General features: G+C 43.4%; 9 protein-coding genes. 1 reads left to right on the forward strand and 8 read right to left on the reverse strand.

Annotation, left to right across the window (positions count from 1 at the left end):
* Nucleotides 1-153 precede the first annotated feature (153 nt).
* The 8 genes from ACK8HY_RS02030 to ACK8HY_RS02065 all read right to left on the reverse strand — a co-directional run bounded on the left by ACK8HY_RS02030 (nucleotide 154) and on the right by ACK8HY_RS02065 (nucleotide 11,717).
* On the reverse strand, nucleotides 154-1,677 hold the full coding sequence (locus ACK8HY_RS02030; protein ID WP_416132595.1) for an Hsp70 family protein: 1,524 nt from the start codon (nucleotides 1,675-1,677) through the stop codon (nucleotides 154-156).
* A 3-nt stretch (nucleotides 1,678-1,680) separates the two neighbouring features.
* Nucleotides 1,681-3,402 (reverse strand): hypothetical protein, encoded by a 1,722-nt coding sequence (locus ACK8HY_RS02035; protein WP_416132596.1) that lies wholly within the window; start codon nucleotides 3,400-3,402, stop codon nucleotides 1,681-1,683.
* A 4-nt stretch (nucleotides 3,403-3,406) separates the two neighbouring features.
* Nucleotides 3,407-4,093, reverse strand: coding sequence for an FHA domain-containing protein (locus ACK8HY_RS02040; RefSeq protein ID WP_416132597.1), 687 nt, complete (start codon nucleotides 4,091-4,093; stop codon nucleotides 3,407-3,409).
* Nucleotides 4,094-4,106: 13 nt separating this feature from the next.
* The gene (locus ACK8HY_RS02045) at nucleotides 4,107-6,008 is read right to left on the reverse strand and encodes a hypothetical protein (protein ID WP_416132598.1); all 1,902 of its coding nucleotides are present in this window, start codon (nucleotides 6,006-6,008) and stop codon (nucleotides 4,107-4,109) included.
* A 13-nt stretch (nucleotides 6,009-6,021) separates the two neighbouring features.
* Nucleotides 6,022-7,749, reverse strand: a complete 1,728-nt coding sequence (locus ACK8HY_RS02050) for a hypothetical protein (protein WP_416132599.1) — start codon at nucleotides 7,747-7,749, stop codon at nucleotides 6,022-6,024.
* 35 nt (nucleotides 7,750-7,784) lie between these two features.
* Nucleotides 7,785-9,578: a serine/threonine-protein kinase gene (locus ACK8HY_RS02055; RefSeq protein ID WP_416132600.1), complete on the reverse strand. Its 1,794-nt coding sequence runs from the start codon at nucleotides 9,576-9,578 to the stop codon at nucleotides 7,785-7,787.
* Between the two features lie 20 nt (nucleotides 9,579-9,598).
* Entirely contained in the window at nucleotides 9,599-10,333 is a 735-nt protein-coding gene (locus tag ACK8HY_RS02060) for a PP2C family protein-serine/threonine phosphatase (protein ID WP_416132601.1), read from the reverse strand.
* Nucleotides 10,334-10,685: 352 nt separating this feature from the next.
* A complete protein-coding gene (locus ACK8HY_RS02065) occupies nucleotides 10,686-11,717 on the reverse strand; it encodes a fatty acid desaturase (protein ID WP_416132602.1) in 1,032 nt (343 codons plus the stop codon).
* A 302-nt stretch (nucleotides 11,718-12,019) separates the two neighbouring features.
* Here ACK8HY_RS02065 and ACK8HY_RS02070 point away from each other — a divergent pair, with 302 nt between their 5' ends.
* Nucleotides 12,020-14,515: a PIG-L family deacetylase gene (locus ACK8HY_RS02070; RefSeq protein ID WP_416132603.1), complete on the forward strand. Its 2,496-nt coding sequence runs from the start codon at nucleotides 12,020-12,022 to the stop codon at nucleotides 14,513-14,515.
* The last annotated feature ends 49 nt before the right edge of the window (nucleotides 14,516-14,564 follow it).

Below are 14,564 nucleotides of genomic sequence, written 5' to 3' on the forward strand. Positions count from 1 at the left end.
CTGCCACCATAGTTCATATATTGCGGGGTTTTGGACCATCTGGTAGCAGATAGTGATCTACTTGACCAGTATTGATTTTCGCTGGAGATTTGTCTTGCGCATTGCTTCTGTACGCTATTATCACAACGAATGGAAAGACGGTTGGGTGCTTTATCATGACGAAATATTATTGATGTAATAACTATTGATCAGTTTGTACTGCTCATCAAAATTGTATTCATGCAACTGGCTTTTTTTTGTAAATTCAAATTTGATATTTTGTTGGGTTTGGCTATCCTTTACCTTTAGCCCCAATGTACCGTTAATCTTATTCTCGACCATAATCTCCAACTGATAACCTGCCGTTTTTACGGGCATCTCGGTGATACTGATCAGGCCTAATTCCTGAACTTCCTCGCTCTGATCAAAAAACTGAACTAGCATAAATTGATATTGCTCGACATGTTGTTGCGGAGCGATATAAATCCGCTTGATGCCGGTAACGGGAAGCGGGAGATTCTTGCTGACGATTACTTCGGTTTCACCAGTGTTCATATCCTGCAGTGCAATGTGATAAGTACTGACATTATTCAATTCGATCGAAGATTGAAAACCGGCGGCACTTTTGGAAATGCTATTGGCATAGAGCGCTGCTCCTTTGGCGACGCTGGTCAGTGGCTGATGATAAATAATGGTCTGCCTGTCTGTGTCGATCTTTTGTTTCCAGTAATCATATACCAGTGGACTGCTGCTGGCACCACCGATGAGAACAATTTTGTGGACATCAGCCAACTGCAAACCGAGTGAACGCAGTGATTTATTGACTGCCTGCTCGGTCTTCTCAATCAATGCTTTCGCAAGTGCAGCATAGGCTGCTTTATCGAAAAATAACTTAAAAAAACGGTTGTCAAGGTAGATCCAGGTACTAAAACCTGCTTGATCCATGACGTTTAATTTAATTTTGATTTCCTCTGAGATGGATTTTAGTTTGTTTTTATTGAGATTGTTGTCTCTCATATTTTCGCCATATAACAGATGATAGGTATCTATGATCTTTCTTTCAATAATCTCGTCAAATTCTTTTCCACCCAGATTACTGATGCCACCTTTGGCAATTACATGGATGCTATCATTGGCATTAGTCAGGATAGTGAGGTCAAAAGTGCCCCCGCCAAGGTCGTAAACCATAATGAGCTCATCAGCTGTGCTGTGCAGTTGTTGTCGATAGAGTATAGCAGCCGCAATCGGTTCATCCAAAATTGTTGTTAGTTCTAGGTCTGCTAATTTTGCAGCCTCTAGTACAGAACGACGTTGGGCGTCGTTAAAATGAGAGGGAATAGTAATAACGCATTTCTCAATAGGTTCGTTGACAAAAAGCTTGGCATCGAAGATAATTTTCTTCAATATCATAGCAGCAGCGGTTTCACTAAAAAAAGGGCTATGCTGTAGGGCCGTACAGATGGGTAACTGTGTCCCAAACCTTCGCTTGAAAAATCTGAGCAATTCCCGGTCGGGATAGAGCTCAAATAGATTTTGCGCTATCGTACCCACGAATGCCTTGTTATTTTCGAGCATCACCATACTTGGGGTGGACTGCTCACTTTTACTGTTAAAATCAGGGACAATAACTGGTGTTCCATCTTTTGCTATGGTTGCAACAACTGTGTTGCTCGAACCAAGATCTATGCCTAATACCATGATTTAACTGGTTAATTTATTGTTTGTTTCCATGAGTCTACGATAAAGCAGGTCGTATTCTTTTTCCGCAAATTGAATATTCCGATTTTTGAGATCTATGCTCTGTTGATTGATCTGAAATTCATTTCTTTTGTCCGATAAGGCCTGTTGTTTGGCAGCTACTGAACCTTTGAGAATTTGCTCTACTTCGTTGCTAATATTCTGCGCAAATTCGCGAATATAGTTTGCCAATGCCGTTACCCAATCACGGGAGCTGTCGGTGTATATTCTTTTACCCTCCTGGATCAGGTTTTCTCTGGCTTTTTTCAGCTCCCTTTCTTTTTCTTCCTGTCGTTTTCTAGGGATTCTTTTTCGCAGGTCAAAGATTCCATAAATGATCATAAAGAAAATGGTGATAATCGTAAAGACCTGGATAAAGGTTTTGGCTTGTTTTAGATAAAGACTGGCAGCACTCAGAAATGCCCATATACCTTCTTTCTCATCGGTCGGAACTGATGAAAGCATGGTCAAGGGACCAAATAGTCCTACGACAACCATGATAATCCCGGTGTAATCCCGTAAAGCAACAAAGTATTCCATCACACCTTTTTTTGTTACTTCGCCAATGTAACCGCGTTGGAAGTAGTTATTAGCACTAATTGTTTTTTCTATTTCTATACTTGGATTGATCAGATTGTTAGGGTCGATTGCTTTCAACCCTTTGTCCTGTAGAATGCGATTAACCTTTGCGATGGTTTCTGTGGCCGAGGTGTCTAAAAAGGCGAGATCCTGTTGCATTTCCGAACTCAGGTTGGCAGCTATCGATTTTTTATAATCGGTGAGTTTACTTTCCTTGATCTGTGTTTCGATCTTTTCACTTTTTTCGGCGATATCCTGTTGTTGGAGATCCTCAAAAGACAACATACTGGCAAAAATGTCCGATTGCAGATAGAACTCGCCGATGTTGGCTTTGTTTTTCTCTTCATATTTGGCTTTAAAGCCTTTTTCGGTATCGAGGATATTTTTCTGAAGAATCTGACGGGTGCTTGTACTAATTTCATTACTGAGCGAACCGGGTTCTTCTTTGCGTAAAATGATATTGTCCTGAACTGTCAGTTGTTTTTGGGTGGCTGCAATTTTTGATTCTGTTGCAATGATTTCTCGTAATGCCTCGACTAAGGGTATAATACTCTGGCCGATCGAAATATCAAGCAGCTTGGCGAATGTATAATTGCCAGTATTCAGACCCTGCTCGATTTGTAGCATCAGATCGTCGTTTTGATCGGCAAAGATTCCGAGATTAACGAGCTGGATAGGAGCGGGAAAATATCGGGCTAACAAAGTTTCATTATCAGGGTCATTACTATAATTGCGAAACAAAATAAGGCGATAGTCGGCTTTTTTATAAAGCTGTATGGCTTCCAGAAAATTAGCTTCCAGAAAATCTTCGTCGATAAAGAGTAATGCCACAGCGGCCTGTAGTGTGGGAAATGAACCAATACTAATCTGGGCGGGATCGTCAATGTTATTGATGATATAATGTGCATTATTGGAAAGCGATTTGGCCGCTTTTCGGATCTCAGGCAAAGCGGTGTGAGCATGATATACATCAATGGAAAGCTTGGTCTGCTCCGTAATGCTAGGAAGGCCATTGATAGCCATCTCAAAAAATCCCGTAAAATTGGTCATGCCGATTTCGCGTTGGATCTGGCTAAATTTGTCCGTTATAAAGGTATAATTTCCCATAGCGCTATAAGATATCAATGACTATTGTTTTCATATACTCCGAACGGTCGACTTCATCGACCAAATGATCGATTGTTTTGTGGATTTCCGTCTTAAAAACAAGCTTGGTATTTCCTAGTTGAATGGTATCAGAATCTTTGAGGGGACTACTGCTGATACGTTGATCCCGCCCATTGATATATGTTCCATTTTTACTGCCCTGATCTACAATCATGCAACTATCGTTTTTCACCTCAATAAAAGCATGGCTACGGATGATATAGATGTCATCATCAATCAGGATCTCGTGTTGCTGATGGCTACTAATCCGGCCGATAAAGTTTTTCCCACTGAACAAAGGGAACGATTTTGGAGACCTGTTTTCCGTATGTAGAATAAGCCATGCCGCGGTTTTCGTTGTCTGTCCTGTACGAACGTTATCATTGACCTGAATACTTGGACTGTTTGGAGGGGTATAACTCTTATTGGCAGACTGCTCTTCTTGTCGGGCATAACCTTGATTAATCAGGGTTTTAATTTCTTCCAATTTATTGATATTGCGTGTATGTATATTTTTGAGGTAATCATTCGGTGCATTTGACAAAAGCTGTGCAAACAAATGCTCTTTCTCCTGGACCCGTTGTAGAATCATTTCATGAGTCGCATTGGAAGGCAGTTCCAAAAAATCCAAATATGCGGTGAGGTTGTTCATGATATATTAGATATTATCCATTATTAGAATAGTTATTCTTGGGGTATAATCGACAGATCTCAGCATCAGATGCATCGGAGCAGGCATTATCCCGCGCTATCGCTGCGTAGCTTTCATATTGATCTGCCTGTACCATATAATTTCGGCATCGCTCGTTTTCCATATTGGCCTGTGTATGCTTCGGCCGTGTATCCTGTTCGATTCGCTCAAGATCGGTGAGAGCAGTTCTCGCTTTTTCTACAGCAATGTTAGCCTGATGGGCGGCGTTGCTGGCTTGGTCGGCATGCATACTTGCTTTCGTTTCAGCCTCCTTGGCATTGCTCTCCTCGGTATCGGCCTCAGCAGCATATCGTTTTGCTTCAGCGAGGGACTGTCTCGCGGCGTCTTCGGCTTTTTGAGCTTCAGGCACACAAGCCTTGGCCTTTTCGGCCGCATTTTGGGCTTCAGTAGCATCAGCTTGAGCATCTGAACTCGCTTTACCCGCTTCACTCGCCGCCTGAACAGCAGTTTGTCTTTTTGCTGCGGCTTCCTGTGCATTTTGCAGGGCATCCTGTTTGGCCTTTTCGGCCGATTCAGCCTGCTGTTGCGCTATTTGGACAGCTTTTTCGATCTCTTGCACATCCTGTAGGACTTGTTGCTTTGCTTTTTCTACAGCAGCGCCATCCTGTATTACATCCTGTTTTATTTTCTCAGTGGCTTCTGCGTCCTGTAGGACTTCCTGTTTGGCCTTTTCGGCTGCCTGAACATCCTTTAGCACATCCTGTTTTATATTCTCAATTGTTTGTACAGCCTGTAGGGCATCCTGTTTGGCTTTTTCGCTTGCTTGTGTATCCTGCAAGGCATCCTGTTTCGCTTTCTCGGTAGCCTGAGCATCTTGTAGTGCCTCCTGTTTAGCCTTTTCGGTAGCCTGTGCGTCTTCGAGAGCGTTCTGCTTGGCCTTTTCGGCAGTCTGTGCATCTTCGAGAGCGTCCTGCTTGGCCTTTTCGGTAGCCTGTGCGTCTTCAAGGGCGTCCTGCTTGGCCTTTTCAGTAGCCTGCGCGTCCTCGATAGCGTCGTGTTTTGCTTTCTCGGTTGCCTGTGCATCCTGTAAGGCGTCCTGTTTTGCTTTTTCAGTTTCCTGAGCATCCTGTAAGGCGTCCTGTTTTGCTTTTTCAGTTTCCTGAGCATCCTGTAAGGCGTCCTGTTTTGCTTTTTCAGTTTCCTGAGCATCCTGTAAGGCGTCCTGTTTTGCTTTTTCAGTTTCCTGAGCATCCTGTAAGGCGTCCTGTTTTGCTTTTTCAGTTTCCTGAGCATCCTGTAAGGCGTCCTGTTTTGCTTTTTCAGTTTCCTGAACATCCTGTTTGGCATCCTGTTTGGCTTTTTCAGTTGCCTGTGCGTCTTGCAAGGTATCCTGTTTGGCTTTTTCAGTAGCCTGCGCATCTTCGAGAGCGTCCTGCTTGGCTTTTTCGGTAGCCTGCGCATCTTCGAGAGCGTCCTGTTTTGCTTTCTCGGTTGCCTGAGCATCTTCAATGGCGTCCTGTTTGGCTTTTTCAGTTACCTGCGCATCCTGCAGTGCGTCTTGTTTTGCCTTTTCGGTGGCTTCGGCATCTTGCAGCGCCTCCTGTTTAGCCTTTTCAGTTGCTTCGGCGTCCTGTAAACTATCCTGTTTGGTTTTTTCAATCGTTTCAGTATCCCGAAGTACTTCCTGCTTAGTTTGCTCAATCAGTTGTATATCCTGGAGAACATCTTGCCGGAACTGCTCTGTTTGTTGTGCAAACTGTCGGGCAATTATCATCTCCTGTTTTGACTGAATGTAGTAATCAATCAGATGATTTAAGGGATTATCCGCTATGGTGACCGCAAGCTCACTTTCGATAATTCTTAGTCGTTCGAGTATATCCTTGGCGGTATTTAATTGTTGTATCAGCGTAGGCATAATCTATCCGTTTTTAATAACCACATGCTCTATTCATGCAGGTTCTGGCGTCCTGTGCAAAATCTTGTGCTTCCTTGGCCGCTGTTTCCGCTACTCTGGCGTTATCAGCGGCTTCCTGTGCATAGTCCTTAATATCCTCAATCATATCGGAGACACTATTGTATCTTGTCTGTGCATCATTTTTCAACGTTTCGGCCTGATTGGCATCTGCACTTGCTTCCTGTGCCCTATCACGCGCCAAATTGGCTTCCTGCTCGGACCTGGAGGCACTTGCTGCCGCATTGTCGGCACTGGCTTTTGCGTCAGCGGCATACTTTTGTGCTTCAGTTGCAGCCTGTTCTGCTTCCTTGGCACTTTGCTGCGCCTTATTGCTTGCATCCTCGGCTTCTTTTAATTCATTATTGGCCTTGTTCTTTGCTTCCTCGGCCGCCGTGGCATCTTGCTTGGCATCAACCTTGGCTTGCTCAGCTGCGGCAGCATCCTGTTGTGCGTCCTGTTTGGCTTTCTCTGTAGCATCTGCATCCTGTTGTGCGTCCTGTCTGGCTTTTTCAGCAGCTTCGGCATCTTTGAGAGCCTCTTGCTTGGCTTTCTCTGTAGCATCTACGTCCTGTAAGATTTCCTGTTTGGCTTTTTCGGTTGCTTGTGCATCCTGTATGGCCTCCTGTTTAGCTTTTTCGGCAGCCTCTACATGGAGCAAGGCGTCCTGTTTGGCCTTTTCGGTTGCCTGTGCATCTTCAATGGCCTCCTGTTTAGCCTTTTCAGTAGCCTGTGCATCTTCAATGGCCTCCTGTTTAGCCTTTTCGGTTGCTTGTGCATCTTCAATGGCCTCCTGTTTAGCCTTTCCGGTTGCCTGTGCATCTTCAAAAGCATCCTGTTTAGCCTTTTCGGTTGCCTGTGCGTCTTCGAGGGTATCCTGCTTCGCTTTCTCGGCTGCCTGGGCATCTTCAAGAGCATCCTGTTTAGCCTTTTCGGTTGCCTGTGCGTCTTCGAGGGCATCCTGCTTCGCTTTCTCGGTTGCCTGGGCATCCTCAAGGGCGTCCTGTTTTGCTTTCTCAGTTGCCTGGGCATCCTCAAGAGCGTCCTGTTTGGCCTTTTCGGTTGCCTGGGCATCCTCAAGGGCGTCCTGTTTTGCTTTCTCAGTTGCCTGGGCATCCTCAAGAGCCTCCTGTTTGGCCTTTTCGGTTGCCTGGGCATCCTCAAGAGCCTCCTGCTTTGCTTTTTCGGTCACTTCGGCATCCTGTAAAGCGTTCTGTTTAGCTTTCTCAGTCGCTTCGGCATCTTGCAAGGCATCCTGTTTGGCTTTTTCGGTCGCTTCGGCATCTTGTAAGGCATCCTGCTTTGCTTTTTCAGTCGCTTCGGCATCTTGTAGGGCCTCCTCCTTAGCTTTTTCGGTGGCTTCGGCATCTTGTAGGGCCTCCTGTTTAGCCTTTTCGGTCGCCTCAGCATCTTGTAGGGCATCCTGTTTGGCTTTCTCTATAACTTGAGCATCCTGCAAGCTATCTTGACGGCTCTGTTCGATGGCTTGGGCATCATTTTTAGCATCCAAAGCAGCTTGTTTGGCAATATCAGCATTGCTCTTGGCCTCCGATGCATAGCCGTTAAGCAGCATTTCGAATGTAGAAACGTTATTTTGTGCATCTATGGTCTGAGGTAAGATAGCGAGGATGCGATCTTTTATTTCTGTTGCTTCTGTCATGATCAGCTGCAATTCAGCTAATACTTCTTCATGGGTTTGAGACATGGCTATCTGTATTAAGGTGAATAATTTTGTTTCAACTAAGGAGCAGCTACAGCTCGGGGATCATAATCCAATAATGTTCTTTCAGCAGCCTGGACCAGGTCATAATTATCGTTTCTCCGGATTACGTCATTTAACAGTTGCTTGGCTGCTTCAAAATCTTTGGGCACACCTTCTCCAGTGGCATAAGCATAACCCAACGCGTACATTGCAACTGTATTTTCCTGCTGAGATGCACTTTTATAATATTCAATCGCTTTAGGATAGTTTTTCTCTGTCCCAAGTCCCATAAAGAATATGTGGCCAAGCATAGTCTGTGACTGAGGATCATATGGGTTGCGCTCAAAGAGTGTTCGCGCTTTTTGGTAATCCTGTTTCACATATTTTCCAACATAATAAAGTTCGCCCATCAAATAGGAAAATTCCTGAAGCTCCATTTCCTGGGTCTTCAGCAGGTAAGGAACCAAGGCCGTTGTATCCGCTTTTTCAATCAGTGCAAGGGTGTAATAACGTACCGCTTTACCTGAGACTTGAGGTAATTGAAGATTGGCCGAATCTTTTAGTTCATGGAGCATGCTATCGGGCTTATGTTCGATGTATAAGCGCTCGACATTGGTGTAGAATTTAGCTTCAGGGCTATCTTTTGGATTAGAGTGGGGATAATATTTATTGGCGAAGATAATCATAGCGATTACCGCACAGGCTATAATGCCAATAAGTTTAAAGGGTTTAATTTTGTTACTCTTTGAGGAATTTGATACAGATACCGGCTGTTTTTGACGATCCCTTGTGGCAGCGACTGGTTTTTCGGGCATCGGCTTTTTCTCCAGTACCTGTGTTTCTGCTGCTGAGGGCAATTTTTCCAACACGCGGGTTTCTTCATCGTTTGGGGGCAGTGTTTTACAGTTATCCTTTTGGTTTGTAGTAGATTCCGTCGGAGTATTTTTTGACGATAGGTCAAAAACTTGGGTTTCGGCACCTCCATCATTTGTCACTTCGAAATACCTGATAAGTTCATTGGCGGTTTTGATCCGTTGCCGGGCATCTGCAACCAGACATTTCTTGATAACAGATTGATAAGGTTGGGGGATATCGTCAACCTCCTTGGGCAGGTCTGCAGAAAGGATAGAGGTCATAATCTGTTCGGCGGTGGTATCTCCGCTGCGATGTCCAAAAGGCGGTTTGTTGGTAAGCAGTTCATGTACCATAATACCGAAACTCCAAAGATCTACGTTCGATGAGATCTTGCCCTCAATACCATACTTGTTTGGACTGAACTGCTCCGGAGCCATATACTCTATGGTTCCAATGGTCAGGGAAGCACTATTGGTCTGGGAATCAATTAGCCGACTGATTCCAAAGTCAGAGATCTTTGCAGTCAATATGCCGTTCTCCTCTTTCAATAGGATGTTTTGGGGTTTAAGGTCGCGGTGGATAATTCCTTTATTATGCAAAAAATATAAACCATTAAGGACCTGTTGCAGCAGTTGATAAAGAATAGGAGAGTCGGGGTTTTTCTGGGCAAAGGTCTTTAAATCACCCGCATTTGCATACTCCATAATCCCCACCTGTAACACTTCTTTTTCGCCAAATGCGTTGGTGTTTTCGAGAATGGCGACATCGTAGTAACGGAGCAGATTGGAGTGATCATATTTGATAACCTTTTTAATTTCTTCCAACACGGTATAATGTCCGCTATCGGCCGTGTTGAATACTTTGACAGCGACAACGCGGTCCAATAAGGTATCTGTGGCCCGGTATACCCGGGCGAAACCGCCTTTACCGAGTAGGTCAGTCTGCGGATTGTATTTATAGCGATCTTGAAATTGCATGGCCTTGTTTGATTAATAGTTTATTGATCAATCTGCAGGAGATACATGGAATAATTATCGTTTGTCTTTCCTTCGCAATACTGGTAGAATAAGTTGGATTTGTCTGTTTGATGGTTGTTAAGAATAGTGATAATTATCTCATCGTCAATATGTTCAAAAATTCCGTCTGTAGCGAGCAGGATATAATCTCCTTTTTCAAGACCGGCAAGATGATGCAAACTGATATCTTCTGTCTCGACCCGTATAGAGACACTCCGTAGAATAACATTTCTGTTGGGGTGTGTATACATCTCTTCTGGACCGATCTCACCGGTATCGACCAGGTGCTGGACCAGGCTATGGTCTTTGCTTTTCCAGCGGATTTGATCCTTACGGATATGATAGATTTTGCTATCGCCGCACCAGGCTAGTTGGACATTATTACCTTCGAAAATAGCTAAAGTGAGGGTTGTGCTCATTTTTTCAGCCTCAGGATGCAAATTGACGAAGTTTTGTAGGTTGGTCCTTGCGCGCAAAACCGCATGATGGATTGCTTGAACCGTGGACGGGCAATGAGATTGTTTCAATTCATTACCAAGGGTTTCCGCAACAATCTGGCTCGCCACCTCGCCCTTACTATTGCCGCCAACACCGTCGCAAACAATAAAAAAACGATCGGTCAATAAAGCTGTACCGAGCCTAGGGAAGATATAGTCCTCGACCTTTTGTCTTTTGCCCTTTTCTATGAGCGCATATATGGCTGAAATTGCGTTCATCTTGGTTATGTTTAAATTATAGGTAGCTGGTTAAATCTAAATGCTTAGATTTTCAAAGGCAATTTAGGTGCAATACTTTTCGATTGCCCGAATTGCCAATTTCCTGTACAACGTGTGAAATAAGTTTTTGTTTTTTTGTTCTGTACTTTTATTTAAATATTAGTCTCAATAGACTATTATATTATATTTATTGGTGAGTTTTTACTATCAAGGCACCTTTATGAAAGTTTTTTCTTTCGGACGCGTTGCTAAAATAACTTGTTCCAAAACAAAAAAAAATAGCTAGTACTAGCTATTTTTTTTGTTTACTGTATAACCAATTTGGTTTGATTTGAGGAATCAAATTCCCTGTTTATTTTTTCGCATCAAGATAAGGCTTATGATATTGTTCATCGAACCGTTTTTTGTCATCGCGATAACTACTGACAGCGCCTAACTTGTGCATCATTTTGATATAACACCAAGCAAGGTCAATCTGATAAGGCTTGAATCCACTTCGCGCACTTTTGGGATAGAGATGATGGTTGTTGTGCCATTCGCCAGCGACAATACCGGGCCACAATTGATTAATAGATTTATCTTTTTCATTAAAATCTATTCCTTCCCGTTGTTTATCTTCGCCCTTGGCATGACCTTCATAGTTAAATGTACGTACACCTATGGCCCAGAAACCAGCCGCACCAAACAGACAGCAGGCTAGGGCATGGCCACCAATCAGAAAGAATACAACATACCAAAATGACCAATTTAATATCCAGGATAAGATTGCATGGGTGGGATTAACATAGGAACCCCATTTTTGATATTGTGTATATGTATTGGCAGTAACGCCGGTATGCTTCATAAGTAACTTGACGCGGTTGTAAGAGTTTTCAGTCAGATCTTTGGCTATAGGTTGATGGTTGACATCGGCCAAAAAACAATACAGAAATCCAGCCTGCGCATTGTATGGGTCTCCGGGCTGATCTGATTTTGCATGGTGTACGTGATGCGAAATGACATATATCTCTTCGGGTATCACATTGATCGTAAGGTTTTGTGTGAAAAAACGCCAGAAGGGATTGCTGAACTTAAAAGCACCATGGGTGGAAAAACGATGGTGCCAGATGGTCCCATGTGTCCCCATAACGATCATACTGTAGATAAAAGCAGCCAGCACTGTCCACCAGCTAAGGTGAGCAAATAGAAAGACAAAGAAAAAAGGGATAAGACAAGCTACTTTCAGCCAGCTAAAAAAAGGTAACCAGTTGCGTTGGTCCTTAAAAACATTCAATCTTTTGAAAAACTCGCTGAATATTTGTTTTGAGCTGGGTTTAATAAGGTCTCCATTGTCGTCTTTCCATCCGTAGCTGGGTTTTTGGAGTACATGATCTAAAAAGGGCATTCTGTGGGTTGATCTAATTGTTGATAAAGCGCTAAGCTACGGTATATATCGGTTAAAAAGTGTTAATTCCAAAAGTTTAACATATAATCCCAAGTCTTTCGCTACTATGACTAGTCTGCTCAAGAAAGGCAAATGTAACGAAATAGTGGATCGGCTTTCTAATTGTACGTTCCCGATCAATACCCGCCAGGCTGATTTATCTTAAGCTTGAATCTTTATGTTTGTAATAATATCTATAGAATTAGTAGTCTTTTGAAAATTATTGCTATATTTGACCGTTTCAGGTATTAAAACAAATGGATATGGCATTAAGATTTCTCGCACAATCATCCCCGCAACAACTCATAAACGGCATTTCAACGCAAAATAACCACGACGGTTTTATGCGCGAATTATGCAAGTTGAAGGTTTTTGGCCGGATTTTGTACGTAGGCGCCCATCCAGATGATGAGAACAATAAGTTATTGACCTTTTTAGCCCAGGATCAGCTTGTTGATACCGCCTATTTGTCGCTTACGCGCGGTGAAGGGGGGCAGAATTTTATAGGTACAGAAAAAGGTGCCGACCTTGGTGTCCTTCGCGTACAGGAATCCTTATCTGCCCGCAAGACGGAGGGGACAAAACAATTTTTTACACGTGCCAAAGATTTTGGATTTGTAGAGTCTGCAACTGAAACTATGCTCCGTTGGGATGAACAGGCAGTGCTTGGCGATATCGTATGGGCCATCCGCTACTTTCGGCCAGATATTATGATCACGCGGTTTTCACCGGATATTCCCGATCTTCATGGACATCACCAGAGTTCAGCAATCCTGGCGCAAAAGGCCTATGACCTTGCTGCGGATCCGCAGGCCTATCCTGAACAATTGGAGGAATTAGCTGTCTGGCAGACGCAGCGCTTATTTTGGAATGTTTATCAGGAGAGCGGTGTCAAAGATATCGGCGGGCAAGTAAAGCCTTTGCCGCATCATTTTTCGGTAAATATTCCCATATATAATCGTTATTCGGGCTTACATCATGGTGAGATTGCGGCTGAAAGCCGTAATAAACACCGTTCTCAGGCGATGGCCAGTTTAACACAACATAAGCCTACGCCTGAATATTTTGAATTATTGAAGGGAAAACCTGTTGACGCCAAGACTGTTGATTTGCTGTTTACTTCAACTGAAACCGAAGATCTGTATATTCCTGTTTTCAAGAAACTTGTTGACGGTTTTCTTCTGAAACAGGCACAAGGGGGGAACCGTGAATTTTCATTGGCGATCGCGACAGTTTTGATCTGGATGAGGACGGTACCCGCAAGTAGTATAATACATGAAAAACGTGCTGACCTCGAACTTCTCTTGCTTCGCTCACTTGCAGTATCCTTTGAAATAAATTCACCTGTTGACCGTTGGGTGCCCGGCACTGATGTACACTTATTTTTGCAGGTAAATATACCTCAAGATTCGGATCTGGTATTGACTCATGTGACAATTCCTTTTTTTGAAACAGTATATCAGCAACAGCTTCAATTAGCACATACGGAACGGATACCGATTACCGGTCGGCTCAGTCCGGCTATTGAACCCTCATTTCCTGCCTGGTTAAAGGAGGAAGGAGATTCCGGTAATTATTCCCCACAATCATTCAGCGATATTGTACTCGCCCAAAATGATCATCCGATCGGAGCACAGTTACAATTACAGTTTGGAGGTTTATCCATAGCGATCAATGTACCTGTATTGAATAATCATAGGCCTGTTACTATTTCTCCTGCTATTACAGGAACCTTTCATACCGATATTATTGTTCTGACAGATTCTCCCAGCCGTTCTGTCTCGATCGACCTACAATCCCATGTAGCGACTGCCGAAACCGTTACGGTACGGATCAAGGGATCAGATGGGTTAAAGCTGTTTCCCGAAGTACAGTCATTGACCTTACAGGGCAATGCTTCTGAAAAAATTCATTTTCAGCTAACTTCCGTAGCCCCCGTTGAACAAATACAACAGATTGGCTTTGAGATAGAAAGTACTTATGGTGTGCATCAATGGAGTTCAAAATCGCTTAGCTATCCCCATATTGAGGATATTTTATATTTTCCTAAGGCCGGTTTACGCGTTTTAAATAGTTCGGTTGTTAACAATGCCAGGAAAATCGCCTATATCGCCAATAAAAAGGATGAACTGGTAACAGGACTGGAACAACTGGTGGATGAGCTCGAACTTATAGCTGTGTCAGCCTTGAAAGATACAGATCTTTCGGCTTTTGATGCTGTGGTATTGGGTATCCGGATTTACAATACTGATCCGCAGCTGGTGAATTTCCATACACAATTGCGTAACTATGTTGAAGCTGGTGGCGTCCTGATCACCCAGTATAATACACCCTATGATTTATCTGTAGAGGAGTTGGGCGCTTATCCTTTAACGCTGAGTGGCGAACGGATTACGGATGTGGATTCTGTTGTTAGCTTTCTGGAGCCCGACCATCGGATCTTGAATTATCCAAATAAAATAAGACAGCATGATTTCGCCAATTGGGTACAGGACCGTGCACTGTTTTTGCCTAAATCCTGGAATAGTGAATTTAAGCCCGTTTTACGTATCCAAAATTTCGACAGAGGAGATGAGGACGGCTTATTGCTTATCAGTAGAAAAGGAAAGGGATACTACATTTACAGCAGTCTCTCCTTATTCAGACAGCTTCCTGCTGCAGTGTCCGGTGCCTATCGCCTTTTTGCCAATATGCTTTCAATAGGTGTATCGGAGATTTCGGTAAGAGAAGATGTTTCGGTAAGAGAAGATGTGTTGTAAGATTTAATATAGCTATATAAAAAAGGAGCATATTCGCTATGCTCCTTCT

The organism is Sphingobacterium sp. NGMCC 1.201703 (genome assembly GCF_047784615.1).
Lineage (GTDB): Bacteria > Bacteroidota > Bacteroidia > Sphingobacteriales > Sphingobacteriaceae > Sphingobacterium.